Annotated in this window: 17 protein-coding genes and 1 other RNA gene; 6 read left to right on the top strand and 12 right to left on the bottom strand. The window is 62.9% G+C overall.

Going from position 1 to position 20,526, the window contains the following annotated elements; genetic code table 11:
* Positions 1-479 precede the first annotated feature (479 nt).
* Positions 480-902, top strand: coding sequence for an OsmC family protein (locus AWB75_RS27350; RefSeq protein ID WP_061127173.1), 423 nt, complete (start codon positions 480-482; stop codon positions 900-902).
* Between the two features lie 65 nt (positions 903-967).
* On the opposite strand, the gene rnpB is transcribed toward AWB75_RS27350, so the two are convergent.
* The 3 genes from rnpB to pyrC form a co-directional block, all read right to left on the bottom strand.
* Positions 968-1,381, bottom strand: an RNA gene (rnpB, locus tag AWB75_RS27345) — RNase P RNA component class A.
* Positions 1,382-1,399: 18 nt separating this feature from the next.
* Complete coding sequence (locus AWB75_RS27340) at positions 1,400-2,221, bottom strand: DUF3025 domain-containing protein (RefSeq protein WP_407642168.1); 822 nt, start codon at positions 2,219-2,221, stop codon at positions 1,400-1,402.
* Entirely contained in the window at positions 2,217-3,290 is a 1,074-nt protein-coding gene (gene pyrC / locus AWB75_RS27335) for a dihydroorotase (RefSeq protein ID WP_061127157.1), read from the bottom strand. Before pyrC ends, AWB75_RS27340 begins: the two co-directional genes overlap by 5 nt.
* Positions 3,291-3,470: 180 nt before the next feature.
* Here pyrC and AWB75_RS27330 point away from each other — a divergent pair, with 180 nt between their 5' ends.
* Positions 3,471-4,373 carry a class II glutamine amidotransferase gene (locus AWB75_RS27330; RefSeq protein ID WP_087086890.1) on the top strand — a complete coding sequence of 301 codons (903 nt, stop codon included), beginning with the start codon at positions 3,471-3,473 and terminating at the stop codon, positions 4,371-4,373.
* Positions 4,374-4,423: 50 nt separating this feature from the next.
* Here AWB75_RS27330 and AWB75_RS27325 read toward each other — a convergent pair whose 3' ends face one another.
* From AWB75_RS27325 to AWB75_RS27300, 6 genes are all read right to left on the bottom strand, one after another.
* Positions 4,424-5,149, bottom strand: a complete 726-nt coding sequence (locus tag AWB75_RS27325) for an amino acid ABC transporter ATP-binding protein (protein ID WP_061127155.1) — start codon at positions 5,147-5,149, stop codon at positions 4,424-4,426.
* The gene (gltK, locus tag AWB75_RS27320) at positions 5,146-5,823 is read right to left on the bottom strand and encodes a glutamate/aspartate ABC transporter permease GltK (RefSeq protein WP_061127154.1); all 678 of its coding nucleotides are present in this window, start codon (positions 5,821-5,823) and stop codon (positions 5,146-5,148) included. Before gltK ends, AWB75_RS27325 begins: the two co-directional genes overlap by 4 nt.
* A complete protein-coding gene (locus tag AWB75_RS27315) occupies positions 5,823-6,563 on the bottom strand; it encodes an amino acid ABC transporter permease (RefSeq protein WP_061127153.1) in 741 nt (246 codons plus the stop codon). The genes gltK and AWB75_RS27315 overlap by 1 nt, the downstream gene beginning before the upstream one ends.
* 69 nt (positions 6,564-6,632) lie before the next feature.
* Entirely contained in the window at positions 6,633-7,526 is an 894-nt protein-coding gene (locus AWB75_RS27310) for a glutamate/aspartate ABC transporter substrate-binding protein (protein WP_061127152.1), read from the bottom strand.
* A 298-nt stretch (positions 7,527-7,824) separates the two neighbouring features.
* Positions 7,825-9,138: a Glu/Leu/Phe/Val family dehydrogenase gene (locus AWB75_RS27305; RefSeq protein WP_061127151.1), complete on the bottom strand. Its 1,314-nt coding sequence runs from the start codon at positions 9,136-9,138 to the stop codon at positions 7,825-7,827.
* A 108-nt stretch (positions 9,139-9,246) separates the two neighbouring features.
* Positions 9,247-10,218: a LysR family transcriptional regulator gene (locus tag AWB75_RS27300; RefSeq protein WP_061127150.1), complete on the bottom strand. Its 972-nt coding sequence runs from the start codon at positions 10,216-10,218 to the stop codon at positions 9,247-9,249.
* A gap of 269 nt (positions 10,219-10,487) precedes the next feature.
* On the opposite strand from AWB75_RS27300, the gene AWB75_RS27295 reads away from it, so the two are divergent.
* Entirely contained in the window at positions 10,488-11,876 is a 1,389-nt protein-coding gene (locus tag AWB75_RS27295; RefSeq protein ID WP_061127172.1) for an MFS transporter, read from the top strand.
* A 284-nt stretch (positions 11,877-12,160) separates the two neighbouring features.
* Entirely contained in the window at positions 12,161-13,150 is a 990-nt protein-coding gene (locus AWB75_RS27290; protein WP_143746512.1) for a hypothetical protein, read from the top strand.
* 26 nt (positions 13,151-13,176) lie between these two features.
* Here AWB75_RS27290 and AWB75_RS27285 read toward each other — a convergent pair whose 3' ends face one another.
* Positions 13,177-15,066 carry an ABCB family ABC transporter ATP-binding protein/permease gene (locus AWB75_RS27285; protein WP_061127148.1) on the bottom strand — a complete coding sequence of 630 codons (1,890 nt, stop codon included), beginning with the start codon at positions 15,064-15,066 and terminating at the stop codon, positions 13,177-13,179.
* A 233-nt stretch (positions 15,067-15,299) separates the two neighbouring features.
* Here AWB75_RS27285 and AWB75_RS27280 point away from each other — a divergent pair, with 233 nt between their 5' ends.
* Entirely contained in the window at positions 15,300-15,695 is a 396-nt protein-coding gene (locus AWB75_RS27280) for an acyl-CoA thioesterase (RefSeq protein ID WP_061127147.1), read from the top strand.
* 10 nt (positions 15,696-15,705) lie between these two features.
* Here the strand turns inward: AWB75_RS27280 and AWB75_RS27275 are convergent, their stop codons facing one another.
* Together AWB75_RS27275 and AWB75_RS27270 are read right to left on the bottom strand one after the other, a co-directional pair.
* Complete coding sequence (locus AWB75_RS27275; RefSeq protein WP_061127146.1) at positions 15,706-18,828, bottom strand: sensor domain-containing protein; 3,123 nt, start codon at positions 18,826-18,828, stop codon at positions 15,706-15,708.
* A 197-nt stretch (positions 18,829-19,025) separates the two neighbouring features.
* Complete coding sequence (locus tag AWB75_RS27270; protein WP_061127145.1) at positions 19,026-19,505, bottom strand: nitrate reductase associated protein; 480 nt, start codon at positions 19,503-19,505, stop codon at positions 19,026-19,028.
* A gap of 188 nt (positions 19,506-19,693) precedes the next feature.
* Between AWB75_RS27270 and fdhD the strand changes: the two genes are divergently transcribed.
* On the top strand, positions 19,694-20,521 hold the full coding sequence (gene fdhD / locus AWB75_RS27265) for a formate dehydrogenase accessory sulfurtransferase FdhD (protein ID WP_061127144.1): 828 nt from the start codon (positions 19,694-19,696) through the stop codon (positions 20,519-20,521).
* Positions 20,522-20,526: the final 5 nt, after the last annotated feature.

Below are 20,526 nucleotides of genomic sequence, written 5' to 3'. Positions count from 1 at the left end.
ACAGGCCTCCCTCCGCGGGCGTTGGGCGAAGAGAACTTTGAATTATAAAGGGATTTCTGTTGCCGCGTCAAAAATTTGATTCGCGGACCGCATGGACGAAAAAAAAGCCCGGGCAGCTGAGGCTCGGGCTTAATCCACCAAGGAGGAGGTGGAGGAGACAGAAACGAGTATAGGTAGGGTCATGCTGCAAGGCAAGAATATTTGTATCGTGAAATCTAGTTTCATTATTTGAAATAGCAATACGATCAATGACACAGCGCATGTCCTCTTCTAATTCAAGTAGTTACGCCAAAAACACTGGCGCACGTCGGCGAGTCACCCGATCTAGAAGGTTCGTTCGAATCATCGACTAGCCAATCGCCTCGCCGAATTTCACCGCGTCAACTGGTAATTGCTCGTAAGCAGCGAGAGAACCGAAGTCGATGAGCCGCTACAATGAAGCTCTCTGTAACGATCCGTTGAGCAGCTGGAGCCTGAGCATGGAATGCAAAGTTAGCTGGATGGGACAAGACGGCATGGCGTTCGCCGCCGAAACGGGCAGCGGTCATCTCGTCAACATGGACGGCGCGCCCGAAGGCGGCGGCCGCAATCTCGCGCCCCGCCCGATGGAAATGGTGCTGCTCGGCACCGGCGGCTGCACCGCGTACGACGTCGTGATGATTCTGAAGAAGAGCCGCCAGGAAATCCAGGGCTGTTCGGTGACGCTCAAGGCGGATCGCGCGAGCGAAGACCCGAAGGTCTTCACGAAGATCCACTTTCATTTCACGGTAACGGGCAAGAACCTGAATCCGGCGACGGTCGAGCGCGCGATCAACCTGTCGCACGACAAGTACTGCTCGGCCTCGATCATGCTGGCGAAGTCGGCGGAGCTCACGCATTCGTTCGAGATCGTCGAAGTCTGAGCGCGAAGCATCCGCGCAAACAAAAAGAGCCGACGTCGTGCGACGCCGGCTCTTTCCTTTTATGTCGACAAAGCGGGCCGATAAGCCGGATTTTGTGCACACGCCCGGCCGAAGCCGGACGCGCGTGGCAATCATTCCTCTAGGCGCGCCATTGCTGACGCGCTCAAGCTTCCTACCCGCAGACGAAACGGGGGCCCCGTCCTGCATCGCGAGGATGCGCGCCTGCCTATTTGGAATTGCTCCGGGTGGAGGTTACCGTGCCGGAACGTCTCGCGACGTCCGCGGTGCGCTCTTACCGCACCGTTTCACCCTTACCTGATCTTCGGACTTGCGCCCGAAGCCATCGGCGGTTTGCTTTCTGTTGCCCTGTTCCGCGTGTTGCCACGGATGGCCGTTAGCCATCACCCTGCCCTGTGGAGTCCGGACTTTCCTCGCCCTCGGCGCCAAAACGCCGAAGCCGCGATTGCCTGGCCTGCTTTGCGGCATCGATTTTAACATCAGCGATGACGCCGGCCCGGGCGGAACACGGCGACATCGTCATAGAAATCGGGCGATGCGTTCGCCTCCCACCATCCCGGCACGCCCAGCACCGGCAGCGGCGCGAAGGCGCGGCTGTCGAGCGGCGCGTCGAGCAAGCTTTGCGCGATGCGTTCGTCGATGAGCGCGCGGCGGCCGGCATCGTCGAGCGTGAAATAGTCCGCAGGAACGTCGACGATCCACGCGTGCCCCGTGCACGCCTTGTACGGCGCGACGAGCTTTTCCAGCAACGCATGGCCGAAGATGCGCGCCTCGCAGCGCGTGCCCCACGCCGCGCGTTGTTCGATGAACAGCTTGCGCCAGTGAAAGCCGCGCAGCGAATCCGCGAGCGATGCATCGGTGCAGGCGAAGAGCACCGCGTTTTCGTCGAAGAGCGTGAGCGCGTCGCGCACGCCGCCGCGCGTCGGGCCGATGCCGCGTTCATCAATCTGCTCCGCCTGGCGCGCGTTGAGCGTCGCCTTGATGCGCGGATACGCGAACCACATCGAGCCGTTGAAGAAATCGTGGAGATTGTGGCGCGTCGGCACGCGGCCGGTCTGCGCGATGTGAGCTTCGTAAGACGCGCCGGCCGGCAATTCTTCCTGCGCGATGAACGCGAGCGGCCGCCCACGGCCCGTGAAAAGCGCGGCGGCGGACGCGTCTTCGTTCAGCGTCGCGAGATAGTCGGCGCAACCGGCGAGCGCCGCCGCCTGCCAGCGCCTGCCGCGCGGCTCGATCGGCGCGAGCCAGGGCCGCGTCCAGTCGATATCGGCGAAACCCGCGCTCACGTGCGTCGTGTCAATGCGCGTCCGAGAAGCGCCAGCCGATCGACTCGCCGCCGCGCAGCGGGACGATCGTCGCGTCGCCGGCGGTGAACTCGGCGGGCAGCGTCCACGATGCGCGTTCCAGCGTCACCTTTTCTGCGCTGCGCGGCAGGCCGTAGAAGTCCGCGCCGTGGAAACTCGCGAAGCCTTCGAGCTTGTCGAGCGCGCCAGCCTTGTCGAAGGTTTCGGCGTAGAGCTCGAGCGCGTGCAGCGCCGTGTAGCAGCCCGCACAGCCGCAGGCGTGCTCCTTCAGGCCCTTCGGATGCGGCGCGCTGTCGGTGCCGAGGAAGTAGCGCGGATTGCCCGACGTCGCCGCCTCGACGAGGGCCACGCGATGCATCTCGCGCTTCAATACCGGCAGGCAGTAATAATGCGGCCGCATGCCGCCGACCAGCATGATGTTGCGGTTATAGAGCAGGTGATGCGCGGTGATCGTGGCTCCGATCGGGCCTTCCGCGTCGCGCACGTAATCCGCGGCATCCTTCGTCGTGATGTGCTCGAACACGACCTTCAGCGCCGGAAAATCGCGGCGCAGCGGCGTCATCACGCGGTCGATGAACACCTTTTCGCGATCGAACACGTCGATGTCGCTGTCCGTCACTTCGCCGTGAGCCAGCAAAGGCATGCCGACTTCCTGCATCGTTTCGAGCGTTTTCGCGCACTTGCCGAGCAGATCCGTCACGCCCGCGTCGGAATTGGTCGTCGCGCCCGCCGGATACAGCTTCACGCCATGCACGAAGCCGCTCTCTTTTGCGCGGCGGATCTCGTCTGGCGGCGTGTTGTCGGTGAGATAGAGCGTCATCAGCGGCTCGAAGCGAGCGAGCGCTCCATCTTTCGGCAGCGCCGCCAGGATGCGCTCGCGGTACGCGGCGGCCAGTTCCGTCGTCGTGACCGGCGGCTTCAGGTTCGGCATGATGATTGCGCGGCCGAACTGGCGCCCCGTGTGCGGCAGGACGGCCGCGAGCGTCGCGCCGTCGCGCACGTGTAGATGCCAGTCGTCGGGGCGCGCGATCGTGAGCGATTTGGGCGAGGATGAGTTAGCGGACATGGCGAAGTGACGGGAGACGTTGGAAGGCGCACGTTCACGCGGAGACTGGAAAAAATCGCCGTGGAAAATCCACAACGCGTGCGCTGGCGAGCGCTCGCGCGATTTTTTCGCTTCAGCCTCGGTGCTATGCTTGTCGGACGTATTGTAACAACCAGGCCATAAGCCGCCCGCCCCAGCATCATGTGCCAACTTCTCGGAATGAACTGCGCCGCACCCACGGACGTGACCTTCTCGTTCACCGGATTCGCGGCGCGCGGCGGAGTGACGGATCATCACGCGGACGGCTGGGGCATCGCGTTCTTCGAAGACAAGGCCTGCCGGCTTTTCATCGATCATCAGTCTTCCGCCAGCTCGCCGCTCGCGGACATGGTGAAGCGCTATCCGATCAAATCGAAGAACACGATCGCGCATATCCGCAAGGCGACGCAGGGGCACATCCTGCTCGAAAACTGCCATCCGTTCATGCGCGAGCTGTGGGGACGCCACTGGATTTTCGCGCACAACGGCGATCTGGTCGGGCATTCGCCGGAATTGACGGGCGTGTATCAGCCGGTCGGTACGACGGACAGCGAGCTCGCGTTCTGCGCGCTGCTGCAGGGCTTGCGCAGCGCGTTTCCGTGCTCGCAGCCGCCGCTCGACGAGCTCTTCGACGCGCTCACCGACCTTACGCGCGGCATCACGCAACACGGCGTATTCAACTTCCTGATGTCGAACGGTCAGGCGCTCTTCTCGCACTGCTCGACGCATTTGTACTATCTGGTGCGGAGCTGGCCGTTCTCGACGGCGCATCTGATCGACGCGGACATGTCGATCGACTTCGCCAAGTACACGACGCCGGAGGACCGCGTCGCCGTGATCGCCACGTCGCCGCTCACCGACAATGAAATCTGGACGCGCTTCGCGCCCGGCGATCTCGCGATGTTCCAGGGCGGCGACCTCGCGCGCTCGGTGAACATTCCGGTGCCGGAGGAAGTCGCGAAGAAGGCGGCGGTGCCGCTCGCGAAGGCTTGTGTCGGGTCGGCGCTGAAAATCGACGAGATCCGCACGACGGCGGCGGTGGAAAGCGAACTCGGAATCGAATAAAAAACGGCGCTTCTTTTTCGGAAGCGCCGTTTTCTTCTTCGAAGACGAGGTCAGTGCAAAATCTTCGCCAGAAAATCCTTCGCGCGATCCGACTTCGGATTCGCAAAGAACGCGTCCTTCTGATCATCTTCCACGATGAGCCCGCGATCCATGAAGATCACGCGGTTCGCCACCTTCTTAGCGAAGCCCATTTCGTGCGTCACGCACATCATGGTCATGCCTTCCTGCGCGAGTTCGACCATCACGTCGAGCACTTCGTTGATCATCTCGGGATCGAGCGCGGAAGTGGGCTCGTCGAAGAGCATCGCGATCGGGTCCATCGACAGCGCGCGCGCAATCGCCACGCGCTGCTGCTGACCGCCCGAAAGCTGGCCCGGAAACTTGTCCGCATGCGCGCGCAGGCCGACGCGATCCAGCAGCTTCATGCCCTTCTGCGCCGCTTCGTCGTTCGAGCGGCCGAGGACCTTGATCTGCGCGAGCGTCAGGTTCTGCGTGATCGTCAGATGCGGAAACAGCTCGAAGTGCTGAAACACCATGCCGACCTTCGAACGCAGCTTCGACAGATTCGTCTTCTTATCCGTGAGCGACTGGCCGTTGATCGTGATCTCGCCCTTCTGGAACGGCTCGAGGCCGTTCACGGTCTTGATGAGCGTCGACTTGCCCGAACCCGACGGGCCGCACACCACGACGACCTCGCCCTTCTTCACTTCGGTCGTGCAGTCCGTGAGCACCTGGAACTGCCCGTACCACTTGGAAACATTCTTGATAGAGATCATCTTGCGACCTTTTTCTGAAGACTTTTGACGAGGGCCGACGCCACCACGCAGATCACGAAATAGCATGCGCCCGCGAACAGGATCATTTCGACGGACGTGCCGTCGCGGTCCCCGATGTTCGTCGCCGTGCGGAAGAAGTCCGCGAGGCTAATGACGTACACGAGCGACGTATCCTGAAAGAGCACGATGGCCTGCGTGAGCAGAAGCGGCACCATTGCGCGGAACGCCTGCGGCAGCACGACGAGTTTCATCGCCTGGCCATAGGTCATGCCGAGCGCGAACGCCGCGTTGACTTGGCCGCGCGGCACCGCCTGAATGCCGGCGCGGATGATTTCCGAATAGTACGCAGCTTCGAAGAGCGAGAACGCGACCATCGCCGAGGCAAGACGAATGTCGATGTCCGCCGACAGCCCGAGCACGTTCTGCAACAACTGCGGCACGATCAGGAAGAACCACAGCAGCACCATCACGAGCGGAATCGAGCGGAACAGCGTGACGTACGCGCTCGCGAACCATTGCAGCGGCTTGACGCCCGACAGGCGAAACAGCGCGAGCACCGTGCCCCAGACGATGCCGATCACGATCGCCAGCAAGGTGATCTGCAGCGTGATCTTCGCGCCCGTCATCAGCGTGGGCCACTGCGCAAGCACGTCACTCCAGTTGAACTGATGCATTACTTGCCTCCGATGTAGCCAGGCAGCCGCGTCTTCGCTTCGAGCCAGCGCATCAACGTCATCACGACAAGGTTGATGAGCATGTACGCGAGCGTCACCGCGATGAACGATTCATACGTCTGCGCCGTGTAGTCGACGAGCTGTCGCGCCTGCGCGGACAAATCCAGCAGACCGATGGTCGACGCCACCGCCGAGTTCTTGAACACGTTGAGGAATTCCGACGTGAGCGGCGGCACGATGATGCGGTACGCGACCGGCATCAGCACGTAGCGATATGTCTGCCATTGCGTGAAGCCCATCGCGAGGCCCGCGTTGCGCTGTCCGCGCGGCAGCGCGTTGATGCCCGAGCGCACCTGCTCGCACACGCGCGCGCCGGTGAAGAGCCCGAGACAGATGATCGACGATGAAAAGAACTGCGCGCCAGGCGGCAGTTGCTTGAACCAGTTGCCGATGGAAGGCGGCAGCAGCTCCGGTATCACGAGATACCAGACGAAGAACTGCACGATCAGCGGGATGTTACGGAAGATCGCGACGTAGACGGTGCCGATGCCCGCCAGCGTGCGATTCGGGACCGTGCGCAAGATGCCGAACAACGAGCCGACCACGAGCGCGATCACCCAGGCCGCGAGCGACACGGTAATCGTCACCCAGAAGCCGGAGATCAGCCAGCCGAGATACGTGGTGGGCTCGCCGGTCGAAACCGGACTCAGCAATATGCCCCAGTTCCAGTGATAAGACATGGACTCACTCCAAAAAGAAACGGAAGAAGCAAGCTCCTTCCGTTTCGTCTGTTCGATTATCCGAACCGGTTAGTCGATTGCCTTGTCATTCGGGCTCTTGTAGAGAGCCTTCATGTCGTCACTTTCAGGGAAGTTGAGGTTGAGACCCTTCGGCGGGATCGGGCTTTCGAACCACTTCTTGTAGATCTTGGCCGCATCGCCGGACGTTTCGACCTTGGCGATCGCGTCGTCGACGACCTTCTTGAACTCCGGATCGTTCTTGCGGATCATGCAGCCGTACGCTTCATGCGATTGCGGCGCACCCACGATCACGAAATCGTTCGGGTTGTTCGACTTGGCGCGCTCGCCGGCGAGCAGCGCATCGTCCATCATGAACGCGACGGCGCGGCCCGTCGACAGCGTCAGGAACGACTCGCCGTGATCCTTCGCGCTGATGATGTTCATGCCCATGTTCTTGTCCTGATTCATCTTGCGAAGCAGGCGCTCGGACGTGGTGCCGGCGGTCGTCACGACGGTCTTGCCCTTCAGGTCGGCCCAGTCCTTCACGCCGGAATCCTTCTTGGTCATGAGGCGCGTGCCGATCACGAAGATCGTGTTCGAGAAGGAAACTTGCTGCTGGCGCTCGGCGTTGTTCGTGGTCGAGCCGCACTCGATATCCACGGTGCCGTTCTGCACGAGCGGAATGCGGTTTTGCGAGGTGATCGGCGTGAGCTTCACCTTCAGGTCCTGCATGCCCAGCTTCTGCTTGACCGCTTCCACGACTTTCAGCGCGAATTCGTGCGAGTAGCCGACGACATTCTGCTTGTCGTCATAGTAGGAAAACGGAATGGACGATTCGCGATGCCCCAGCGAGATCACACCCGTGTCCTTGATTTTCTTGAGCGTGCCGGCGTCCTGAGCGTAAGCGCTCGTTGCGATGAAGCCCAGCGCGGCGACGAGAAGCGCAGCCTTTTTAACCTTCATGTGTTCGATCTCCTGTGGCGAAAAACCGCGGCAAGTTTAGCAGGGTAATTATTCTGAAAGAATGATTGTTAACCCACGTCGTCTTATTTCCGAGACGGTCGGGCCAACTCGCTGCGAGCGCGCATATTACTGGCGTTTTTACGCAGATGCTTGACCGAATACAGCTAGCCCGCCGACTTGTAGTTTTCATGCAAATGCGGGCGGCATTCCCGAGGAAATGCCGCCCGCATTTTAAGGGGCGCAATGGCGATCCGCTGATCGCGGACCGCTCGCCGGAAGCGCACTGAAGCGCATCGGATCAGGGATACAGGCCGCGCATTTCGCGCGCCTGCAGAATCCGCGTACACGCGACGATGAACGCAGCCGTGCGCACCGACACCTTGTGCTCGCTCGCGACCTGCCACACGCCGGCGAACGCTTCGCGCATCACGCGCTCGAGACGCTGATTGATCTCGTCCTCGGTCCAGAAGAAGCTGGAGAAGTCCTGCACCCATTCAAAGTACGACACGGTCACGCCGCCCGCATTCGCGATCACGTCGGGAATGACGAGGACGCCCTTGTCGGTCAGGATGTCGTCCGCCGCGGTCGTGGTCGGACCGTTCGCGCCTTCGACGACGATCTTCGTGCGAATCTTCCCTGCGTTCTTCTCGGTAATCTGATTTTCCAGCGCGGCCGGAATCAGGATGTCGCTTTCGATCATCCAGAACTCGTCCGCCTGCACCGGGTCCGCGCCCGCGAAGCCGCCCACGCCGCCGTTCTTCGCGACGTGATCGAGCAGCGCGATGGTGTCGATGCCCTTCGAGTTGTGGATCGTGCCCGTGTGATCCTGCACGGCGATGACCTTCGCGCCCGCTTCCTGGAACAGCTTCGCCGCGATGCCGCCGACGTTGCCGAAGCCCTGCACCGCGATGCGCGCGCCTTCGATCTCCACGCCGATGCGCCGCGCCGCTTCCGTGCCGACGACGAACACGCCGCGTCCCGTCGCTTCCTTGCGGCCGAGCGAGCCGCCCAGCGAAATCGGCTTGCCGGTGACGACGCCCGTGGCCGTCTGGCCCTGGTTCATGGAGTAGGTGTCCATCATCCACGCCATGATCTGCTCGTTCGTGTTCACGTCCGGCGCGGGAATGTCCGTGTTCGGCCCGATGATGATGCCGATCTCGCTGGTGTAGCGACGCGTCACGCGCTCGAGTTCGCCGCGCGACAGCGTGCGCGGATCGACACGGATACCGCCCTTCGCGCCGCCGTACGGCACGTTGACGGCCGCGTTCTTCACCGACATCCACGCGGACAGCGCCATCACTTCGGAGAGCGTCACTTCCTGGTGATAACGCACGCCGCCCTTGCCGGGACCGCGCGACGTATTGTGCTGCACGCGATAGCCTTCGAAGTGCGCGACGGTGCCGTTATCGAGTTCGATCGGGCAATCGACGACGAGAATGCGCTTGGGGCGCTTGAGCGTTTCGAGCCAGCGGGAGAGAGAACCGAGATACGGGGCGACGCGATCGACCTGCTGCAGATAGTTTCCCCAAGGTCCGAGATCGTCGGCGTGGAGATACGACGGAATGGCATGTTTTGCGTCCGGCGCTTGCACAGATTGCTTCGAGGCAGACATTGAGGCTCCAGCGGTGAAGGAATTCGCCCATTGTCGAAAAACGGCGTTTCCAAATCCAATGCCGTTTCCTTATCCGATCATGCAATTTCTGCATAACGTCAAAGAGCCTTACGCGGCGGGCTTTTCCGGCGATGCCTTCTGCAATTCCTCGCCGACCGCGTTCCAGAGCGCGCGCATCAACGCCTGACGCGGTTCCTCACCGGTCGCGGCGAGTTTGTCCCGATAGAGCCGGATGTCCATCGTCAGCGTGAACTGGCCGGCGGGCGTGCCGCGCGTGCCGCGATCGAGGCGAACGAGCCGCCCTTCTTCCACCGCGTCCTCGACGGCGCTGTGCGGCAGAAACGCGACGCCGTGGCCCGCGAGCGCCATCGCTTTCAGACCCTCGGCCATATCGGTTTCATAGACCTTGTCGAGATAGAGTCGCGTGGGCGCGGTCGCGATGATCACCTCGGTCATGCGGCCGAGATACGCATTAGGCGTGTACGACAGATACGGCACCGGCGATTCGGCCGTCGCGGGCAGCGTGAAGCGCGCGCGTCCGCCTTTGGTGACCGACGAGAACGGGCTGATCGGCTCGATTCCGAGCGTGAGCATGTCGTAGCGCGCGGGATCGAGCGCCACCGGATGACTCGGATGGTGATAGCCCATCACGAGATCGCAGCCGCCTTCGACGAGCGAGAGCACCGCATCGTGTACGTTCAACGCGCGCAGCCGCGTGCGAATGCGTCCGAGCCGCGCCTCGATGTGTTCGAGCCAGCGCGGAAAGTACGTGAGCGAAAGCGTATGCGGCACGGCGAATTCGATTGTCGCCGACGGCACCCCGCCCTGCCCGCGCAGCAGCGTGCGCGCCTCGTGGAACTGCGAGAGCATCGCGAGCGCCTGCTCGTAGAACACGTTGCCGGCTTGCGTGAGCCGCGTCGGATACACGGAACGGTCGATGAGCTCCGTGCCGAGCCACGCCTCCAGCGCCTGAATGCGCCGCGAGAAAGCGGGCTGCGTGATGTGCCTGAGTTCGGCGGAGCGGCTAAAGCTGCGCGTCTCCGCGAGCGAGACGAAGTCTTCGAGCCATTTCAGTTCCATTTCGACGGGCGCCGCCGGGCGCGTTGAAGGCGAAGACCGCATTCTAGCGGGCGCATGAACCGCGCGAAGGCGCGGCGCACCAACGCCAGGCGGTGGCGCACGGACGCGGTGCTTCTGCAGCGAAGACGTGACGCGCGCCGCGCCCTCGAATCCCGTCAGGCACGGCGCCGCGACGCATCGATGAAACAGGCATTCGATTGGCATGATGCTTGCAGTTTTCGGGGCCGTCGCGTGCTCATCCGGCGGCACGCGCGCATACGGAATCCGCAATGTCCAATCTGATCGCATCGCTCAAGAGCGGCAACTGGCGCTCGCTCCTCGCCTGCTTCCTTTATTTCGACACGGGTTTCACCGTCTGGGTGCTGTACGGGCCGCTCGCGCCGTTCATCGGCCACGAAGTGACGATGTCCGCCGCGCAGCAGGGCTTTCTCGTCGCGGTGCCGGTGCTCGCCGCGGCCATCCTCCGCGTGACGCTCGGCAATCTCTATCAATCGACCGATGGGCGGCGTGTCGCGCTGATGGGCGTCGTGCTCTCGTCGATTCCGTCGATCGTGCTGCCGCTCTTGCCCGGCGTGCCGTCTTATGCCCTCCTGCTCGTGCTCGGCGTGTTCCTCGGCATGGGTGGCGCGAGCTTCGCCGTCGCGCTGCCGATGGCCGGCAGCAACTATCCGCCGAAAGTGCAAGGGCTCGTGCTCGGTCTCGCCGCGGCCGGCAACATCGGCGCGGTGCTCGATGGTTTTCTGTTCCCGCATCTCGCCGATGCCTTCGGCTGGCAGATGTCGACGGCGGCCGCCTTGCCGCTGCTCGCGATCACGGCGGTTGCGCTGTATGCGTGGGCATCGGATGCGGGCGAAAAAACCGGCAGCACGCTGCGCGCGCTGTCGAGCTTCGCGGTGACGCTCGTCAGTCTGATCGTGCTCGTACTCGCGGTGCATGGCGGCGTGTTCGGCGGCGGCAAGGCCGGCGTGCTGCTCTTGCCGGTGATCGGCGCGCTCATCGCGATCGCGGTGCTGCCGCGGCACTATCGGTCGGTGCTCCGCGAGCGCGACACGTGGGTCATCATGCTGATCTACAGCATTACGTTCGGCGGGTTCGTCGGGATGTCGTCGTATGTGACGCTCTTGCTCACGTCGCTCTATCAGATGCCGAAGCTCGAAGCCGGGCTATTCATGTCGCTGCTCGCGTTTCTCGGCGCGATCGTGCGGCCGTTCGGCGGTTATGTCGCGGATCGCGTGACGGGCGTGCGTACGCTGCTCGTGCTGCTCGCCGCGATCGCAATCGGCGACTTCGCGTTCGCGATCTGGATGCCGCCGGTCACGGGCGGTCTCGCGATCTTGATCGGCCTGTATATCGCGTTCGGTCTCGGCAACGGCTCGACGTTCCAGCTCGTGCCGCATCGCTGGAAGGGCAAGACGGGATTGCTGTCGGGGATCGTCGGTGCGGCGGGCGGCATCGGCGGGTTCTATCTGCCGGTGATCATGGGCCTCGCCAAGGAAAGCACCGGCAGCTATCAGATGGGTTTCGCGACGTTCGGCGTGCTCGCGACGTGTGCGTTCGGCGCGTTGTTCGTGCTGCGCGGCCAGTGGCTGCGCTGGTCGTCGACGGCTTCGCTGTCGCGCGACGATGTGGCTATCGGCGGCGCGCACGCGATGGAGTGACGCAACCGATCATGGCCGGCGCACGGCTTCGCTGCCGGCGATCCATATTGATGGGAGTTTTCTTCTTTATGTGATTCGTTGGTTCTGGATAGATTGGTTGATGCAGCGAACAGGCCCGCATCCGGTGCTCGTTCGCTGCCAACCAATCTTCAAGAGGCGAATCAAATCAAGTGCGCATCGTCAAAACTTTACGCATCGCGGCACTCGTCGCGATGCTTGTTTCCGTTTGCTCAGGCAACGCTTCGGCCGCACCGGCCACGACCGGAGGTCAACCCAAGAGCATCATGATCCAGGTTGCGAGCTGGGGCACGTCGACAAGCGATCTGGTTTCGAAGATGGACTACATCTGCGCGGAGCATCGCGATCGCGCGAAGCCTGGGCTCATTCAGAACCTCGTGCTGATGGATGTCGCTTCCGCCGATCCAGACGCTTCCCCGCTGGAAACCACGCCGACGGCGAACGACGTCCTGTTGACCGACAGGATCGACGCATTGCTGCCTTACTTTCCGGGCGGCAACGGGCTATGCAATTTCGACAACGTCTTCGTCGGCACGGTCGATCTGAACGGCGCGAAGCCCGCGGGTACGGACGATAAATGGATCACGTATCGCGATGGAATCAAGGATCCGAACTTCCGCACGAACATGCTGCAGCGCTCGCTGAAGGTCGCCCAAGCCTTTCAGGACTATGTGAGCAAGTCGAACAATCCGAAGGTGGTCTATCACTGGTATGTCACTCAGGAAGCGCTGCTCGAAGCGTTCGCCGATCCGGCGGTCGAACAAGGCTACGAGGCGTTCATGATCCAGCACGTCGAGGATCTGTCGACGGTGGCTCCCAACCGTGCGTTCATCTGGTCGCCCGGCTTCCAGGCGCTGCCTGACAACGTGGGCGCGGCCGACAAGACCGTGTTGGAGACCAACCTCAAGACATTCTTCAATAACGTTCGCTCGGGCGTGCGTCCGTATAACGCATATCAGGCGAACAATGGCGGACCGCTCTGGCTGCATATGCAAGACCACGTCGGCTCGATGGCGAGCTTCTATCCGCGGATGACGAAGGAGGACGCCGCGAGCTGGTATGTCTTCGTGAAAGGACTTTTTCCCTTCACGAATATCGGCATGAACGTCGAACAGTTCACGACCATCAACTGGAAGTGCTGCTCCGCAGCCGATCCCACTGAGCTGATGAACCGCGAGCAGTATTATCTGCAGCAGAATATCGCGCTGGGCGCGGCATTCGAGCTTCGGTACTGGTATTCGAACAACCATCCGTAAGCAGCGAACCGTGCACCGCGACCGTTCTACGCGCCCGCGGTATGCGCGTCCTCGGTCGCGGCACTGTCGTGCGCCTCGCCCGCCCTCTGCTGCTGCAACGCCCACATCTGCGCGAACAAACCGCCCGCGCTCAACAATTCCGCATGCGTGCCCCGCTCCACGATGCGCCCGTGATCCATCACGATGATCTGCTGCGCATGCACGACCGTCGACAGCCGATGCGCGATGATGAGCGTCGTCCTTTCACGCGCGATCGAATCGAGTTCGCGCTGGATCGCGCGCTCGGATTTCGAATCGAGCGCGGACGTGGCTTCGTCGAAGATCAAAATGGGCGGGTTCTTGAGCAACGTTCGGGCGATCGCCACGCGCTGCTTCTCGCCGCCCGACAACTTTAGTCCGCGCTCGCCGACCGCCGTGTCGTAACCCGCCGGCAGCGCCTCGATGAACTCGTGGATATGCGCCGCGCGCGCCGCCGCGATGACTTCCTCGCGGCTCGCGGACGGCCGCCCGTACGCGATGTTGTAGTAGATCGAGTCGTTGAACAGCACGGTGTCCTGCGGCACGATGCCGATCGCCGCACGCAACGAATCCTGCGTCACGTCGCGAATGTCCTGCCCGTCGATCTCGATGCCCCCGCCCTGCGCGCGATCGAGATCGTAGAAACGAAAGAGCAACCGCCCGAGCGTCGATTTGCCCGAACCGCTGTGCCCGACCACGGCCGTCGTCGTTCCTGCTGGAATCGTGAAATCGACGCCGTGCAGAATCTGCCGCGCCTTTTCATACGCGAAGCTCACGTTCACGAAACGCACTTCGCCGCCGCGCACGGCGAGCGGCAGCGCGTTCGGCGCATCGGGCACTTCGCGGCCCGCGCCGAGCAGCGTGAACATGCGGTCCATGTCGGTCAGCGCCTGCTTCAGCTCGCGATACACCACGCCGAGGAAATTCAGCGGGATATAGAGCTGCAGCATGAACGTGTTGATGAGCACGAGATCGCCGAGCGTGAGACGGCCCGCCATCACGCCTTGAGTGGCGCGCCACAGAATGAACACGAGCCCGACGCCGATGATCGTCTGCTGCCCGAAGTTCAGCATCGACAGCGAGCGCTGCGACTTGATCGCAGCCGCCCGATAACGCTGCAGGTTCTCATCGTAACGGCGCGCTTCCCACGCTTCGTTGCCGAAATACTTCACGGTCTCGTAGTTGAGCAGCGAATCGATCGCCCGCGAGTTCGCCTTCGAATCGAGATCGTTCATCGTGCGGCGAAAGTGCGTGCGCCACTCGGTCACTTTCACCGTGAACACGATATACGTGACGAGCGCGATGAACGTGACGATCGCGTAATACGCTTCGTATTTCGTCACGAAGAACGCGAGCACGAGTCCGACTTCGACGAGCGTCGGCAGGATGCTGTAGAGCGAATAGGAAACGAGTTGCTGGATGCCGCGCGTGCCGCGCTCGATGTCGCGCGACATGCCGCCCGTCTGCCGCTCCAGATGAAAGCGCAGCGACAGCGAATGCAGATGACGAAACACCTGCAGCGCAAGTTGCCGAACCGCGCTTTCGGTGACCTTGGCGAAGAGCAGTTCGCGCAGCTCGGTGAAAAGCGAGGTCGACAGCCGCGCGGCCGCATACGCGATCACGAGCAGCCCGATGCCGCCGATCAGCACGATGCCCGGCGCATCGGTCGCGCGTCCGAGCGCGGTGAGATGCTGCACGGACGCCAGGCCATCGACGATGCGCTTCATCACGATCGGCACGCCGAGGTTCGCGACCTTCGCGCCGATCAGGCAAGTCAGCGCGAACGCGACGCGCCATTTGTACGTGGTGAGATAAGGCAGCAGCGAGCGGATCGTCTGCCAGTCGTTGCGCGGACCCTGGGCCATCGGGGCGGGCTCGCTGTTGGAGTAGCGGCGCATGAGTCGTATTGTGTGAGCGCGTCGCGTTGGGGCGCGGCGTCGGGGACGCTTATAGTCGAAGGGGGAGCACGTCTGATGCATGCTTCCCGTACAATTTACTGCGAGCCTTGGCGTTATCGAGTCATTGCCTCGCGCCGATGGGCTCTTCACAAATAAGCATTGTCGCAGAAGGTTCGAGGGGCCGCTTGGCGCCGCGAGCCAACGCTTGCGCCTTGCAAACCGGGACATCTTTCATGGCCGATCAATCGACACTTCCCGAAAAGCACGTCGCGCTGCGCGTCGTGCCGCAGCCCAGCGACGCCAACGTTCACGGCGACGTCTTCGGCGGATGGATCATGGCGCAGGTCGATATCGCCGGCTCCATCCCCGCGAGCCGCCGCGCGAATGGCCGCGTCGCGACCGTCGCGGTGAATTCGTTTCTGTTCAAGCATCCGGTGTTCGTCGGCGACCTTTTGAGCTTCTACGCCGATATCGTGAAGACGGGCAATACGTCCGTCACGGTATCGGTCGAGGTCTGGGCGCAGCGCATGAGCCTCGCGGAAGAACTCGTCAAGGTGACGGAAGCCACGCTCACCTATGTCGCGACGGACCGCGACCGCCGTCCGCGCGTGCTGCCGTCGCTCGACTGAGCACGCGGATTCAGTGAGGCAGCACGCCTCGCTGCAACAGGCCCGGAATCGCCTCGTGCGGCATCGGGCGTGAGAACAGGTAGCCTTGCATCTCGTCGCAGTCGCGTTCGCGCAGGAAGTCGTGCTGCGCGTGCGTCTCCACGCCTTCCGCGATCACCTGCAGTTCCAGCGAATGCGCGAGCGCGATGATCGCCGCCGTGATGGTTTCATCGTCGCTCGACGCGCCGATATCCGCGACGAACGAGCGATCGATCTTCAGCCGATGCACCGGAAAGCGCTTCAGATACGAAAGGCTCGAATAGCCGGTGCCGAAGTCGTCGATAGCAATGCCGATACCCAGCGCCGATAGCTCGGAAAGCATCGTGATGGCTTCCTCGGCGTTGCGCATGATCGCGCTTTCCGTGAGTTCGAGTTCGAGATAGCGCGGCTCCAGCCCCGTTTCTTCGAGCACGGACGTCACGAGCCGCGCGATGTCGCGCTGCTGGAAATGCCGCGCCGACAGATTCACCGACACGCGCGCCGGCGGCAGCCCGGCATCCTGCCAGGCCTTGTTCTGGCGGCACGCCTCGCGCAGCACCCACTCCGACAGCGGCCCGATCAGCCCGCTCTCTTCCGCCACCGGAATGAACGACGCCGGCGACACGAGCCCTTGTTCCGGATCGCACCAGCGCACGAGCGCTTCGATGCCGACGATCTGACGCGAGTTCATGTCCACCTGCGGCTGATAGTGCAGCAGGAACTCGCCGTCGCGCAGCGCGCGCCGCAAGCGGCGTTCGAGATTCATGCGCGCGCCGACGCTCGCGTTCATCTCCGGCTGATAGAACTGGTACGTGTTGCGGCCCATGTCCTTCGCGCGGTACATCGCGAGATCGGCCTTCTTCATGACGGTTTCGGCGTCGTCGCCATCTTGCGGGAAGAGGCTCGCGCCCATGCTGCAACCAACATACAGTTCGGTGTCGTCGAGCCATACCGGTTCCGAAATCGCCGCGCGCGTGCGCTCCATCCACGCGATCAGGCCGGCTTCGTCGGTGAGATCGGGCAGCACGACGACGAACTCGTCGCCGCCGTGACGCGCGACCGTATCGCTCGACCGCGCCGAGCGCGCGAGCCGCTCCGCGATCACCGCGAGCAGCCGGTCGCCGACACTGTGGCCGAGACTGTCGTTGACGTTCTTGAAGCCATCGAGATCCATGAATACGACGGCGATCTTCGTCTCGCGCCGCCGCGCCGCCTCGATCGCATGCTGAAGCCGATCCTTCAGCAGATTGCGGTTGGGCAGGCGCGTGAGCGTGTCGTAATTCGCCTGATATTCGAGCTCTTCCTGATAGCGCATCAGGTCGGTCACGTCGTTGATGATGCCGATGTGATGAGTGGTCAGTCCCTGCGCGTTCGGCACGGGCGCGACGAAAAGCTGATTCCAGAAGAGCGCGCCGTCCTTGCGATAGTTGCGCACCACGACGCTTGCTTCCGTGTTCACGGCAAGCGCGCGGCGAATCGATGTGAGTCCGTCCTGATCACCGTCCGGGCCATGCAAAAAGCGGCAATCATGTCCGATGACCTCGCTCGGGTCGTAGCCGGTGATGCGCTTGAACGCCGGATTCGCATATTCGATGACGTTCGCGCCGTCGACGACGCCCGTGATCAGAATCGCGTTGACGCTGGCATCGAGCGCGCGGCTTTGCAGACGCAGCGCGAGCTCGGCGCGCTTGTGATCGGTGACGTCGTGATAGGAGCCGAGTACGCCGATCGTCTCGCCTTCGCCGTCGAGCAGCGGCAGCTTGCTGGACACGACCGTGCGCAGCTGATCGCCCATTACGATATCGCGCTCGTGATGCATCTTCGGCACGGTAGTGACGATTACCTCCTCGTCGTCGGCGCGCACGATATCCGCGAGCGCGCTCCATGGCAGCTCGTAATCCGTCTTGCCGATGACCTGCTCGTTGTACGCAAGACCCGCATCGCGCGCGAACGCGTTGTTGCAGCCGAGATAGCGCAGCTCGCGGTCCTTCCAGAACACACGCTGCGGAATATTGTCGATGACCGCTTCGAGCATCTCGTTCGAGCGCCGCGCTTCCGCTTCCGCGTTGATGCGGTCCGTGACGTCGTTCGCCAGCATGAAGATGCCCGGCCGGTTCGAATACGCGAGCGCGTGATGCGACACGTCGGCGCTGACGATCGCGCCATCCTTGCAGCGATAACGCCACACGCCCGCCGGTCCTTGCCCCGACATCGCCGACATCGGCCGGTCGCCCGCTTCGGCGCCGCTGCGCGCGAGACGGGCGGCGAAGCTGTCGAAGTCGTCGGCATGATGCAGATCGCGCAGCGTCATGTTCATGAACTCCGGCTCGTTGAAGCCGAAGCGTTCGATCGCCGCCGGATTCACGGCGATGAAGCGCATCGTTTCGCGATCGACGATCCACATCGGCACCGGATGCGCCTCGAACATGCCGCGAAAGCGCTCGTTGCTGCGTTGCCGCGCGCGCACGACGCCGAGCTTTTCACGCGACTGCCGCTCGTGGCTCGCGAACAGATAGATGAGCACGCCGCTGCCCGCGAGCATCGTGAAGACGAGCAGCAGCATCGTGCCGCTCGATGCCTGCGCGGACCCGTCGAGCGCGGTGACCGTCGCGTTGTCGATCCGAGTGCGCACGACCGCGAGTTCCTCGTCCACGGCCTGCTGGTCTTCGCCGAGCGTGACGAACGCGGCATCGGCCCAGGCGCGCGAGTCGTCGGGTTGGGCGGTCTTCGCCTGCTCGAACGCGCGATCGGCATCGCGGCGCATCGCGGCGGCGCGCCTGGTGAGCGCATCGAACGCGGCGCTCATGCCGGGCTCCATCGCGAACTGCGCGCGCAGGCCGCTTTCGAGCGCGTCGAGATGCGCCACGCGCTCCTGATGGCGCGCTTCGGTGTCGGCGATACCGGTCGCTTCGAAGCGGCCCAGTTGCGTGAGCGATTCGCCGAGCGAGCCGCGATAGGCCGCGAGATCGCGCAGGAGGCTCATCGAGCGCAGCATGCGTGCGTCGCTGTCGCGCAATCCGCCGATGCGTTCACACGCGACGAACGCATTCGCGCCGAGCGCGGCCAATACGACAGCGATGTTGACGAGCAAACCCCTGGAAAGGAATCGAGTCATGAGCGGCGGGCGAATCCTTTGGTGCGCATCGGACGCGCATCGAAGGCAGGCGCGTCCACGCGAATGCGCGGCGTGCATCTCGTCCACACCGCGATTAATGGATAACGCCCAATAACGGCACCGCTCGCCCCATATTTAGGGCTGGCCTGCAAATAATCCGAAGAAAGCGGACGCTTAACGTTTGCGCACTACTGCGCTCACTCGGCAAGCCCGAACTCTCGCATCGCGGGCAGGAAGTCGTGATTGACCTTGTCCGTGTTGCGCGAGAGTTTCGCGAGCGCGTAACGCTGGAAACGGTCGAGAGCGCCCCAGCGATCGAGGCTCGGGGCGCTCACGCCGCACAGGCTGCTTTGCCGGATCACGGCTTCGGGCACGGCGTCGGCATGCGCCCACACGGGTTCGGGATCGCGCTCGATCTGCTCCGGCGCTGCGTTGGCGTGCGTCTTCATCATCTCTTCGAGCGCGAGGTCGAAGTTCTTCTCGAGTTCGGCATCGTCTTCGACGGGAAAGCGCGCGAGCAGCACACGATCCGCATGGGGAAGCTGCTGCCATTGATCGAGCGTGATGCGCATGCCGAAGCGGTCGAGATTAAAGCGCACGGCAAGCGGTAGGAAGCGCAGATTGTCAGAAGATTCGACTTCGAATTCGAAAAGACGCGCGGCGTCATAGAGTCCCATAACAAGCCTCGTTGGATTGAGGGGGTGCGCGACGCGCAACGCCACCTTAAGTTATTGTAGGGCCTTGGATCTGGCTGGAACCATTGCTGGCGAGCCGCTGCTCCGCACGATCACGCACGCGAACAGCAAGAACGGGCAGCAAGTCACGTACCCGACTTTACTTGAAGAACCGGTCTGGAGCAGCAAAAGTGAATCAACTCGAAACCGACGATCAACCCGGCTTCGTCGAGCGCCAGGTGCGCCGGCATCGCAAAGGCGAAAGCACGATCGCGGCGGATCACGTCGGTCAGGAATGGCCCGTCGCGCTCGTGTTCAACGGCATCTCGCATGCGGTGATGATGTGCACCCCGCGCGATCTCGAAGCCTTCGCCGTGGGCTTTTCCCTGACGGAAGGCATCGTCGAACGCGGCAGCGATATCCACGACATCGAAGTCTATTTCCGCGACGACGGCGTCGCCTTGCCGCATGCCGAAGTGCATCTGCAGGTCGTGCAGCAGGCGTTCGCGGCGCTCAAGGACAAGCGGCGCGCGCTGGCGGGCCGCACGGGTTGCGGCGTGTGCGGCATCGAGAGCATCGACTTGCTGGATCTTCAGCCCGAACGCGTGCCGGACACGGGCTTTCTCGCGCGCCTCGCATCCGATGCGATCGAGCGCGCCGCGCGCGAATTGCCCGCCTATCAACGGTTGACGAAGCTGACGGGCGGCCTGCACGCCGCCGCCTGGTGCGATGAAACCGGCGCCGTGCGCTACGCGTTCGAAGATGTCGGGCGGCATAACGCGCTCGACAAGCTCATCGGTCAGTTGATTCTCAGGCGCGAGGACGCGACTCAAGGCTTCGTGTTCCTGTCGAGCCGCGCGAGCTACGAGCTCGTGCGCAAGTCGGCGCGCGTCGGCGTGCCGATGATCGCGACGATTTCCGCGCCCACATCCCTCGCCATCGCGATTGCGAAGCAGGCGGGCCTGCGGCTCGTCAGCTTCGCGCGCGAGAACAGCTTCGTCGAATACGACGTGGAATGACGCCG

The organism is Caballeronia catudaia, assembly GCF_001544755.2.
Classification (GTDB): Bacteria; Pseudomonadota; Gammaproteobacteria; order Burkholderiales; family Burkholderiaceae; genus Caballeronia; species Caballeronia catudaia.
Note: the sequence above shows the minus strand (reverse complement) of the source record. Positions and strands in the feature narration are given on the sequence as shown.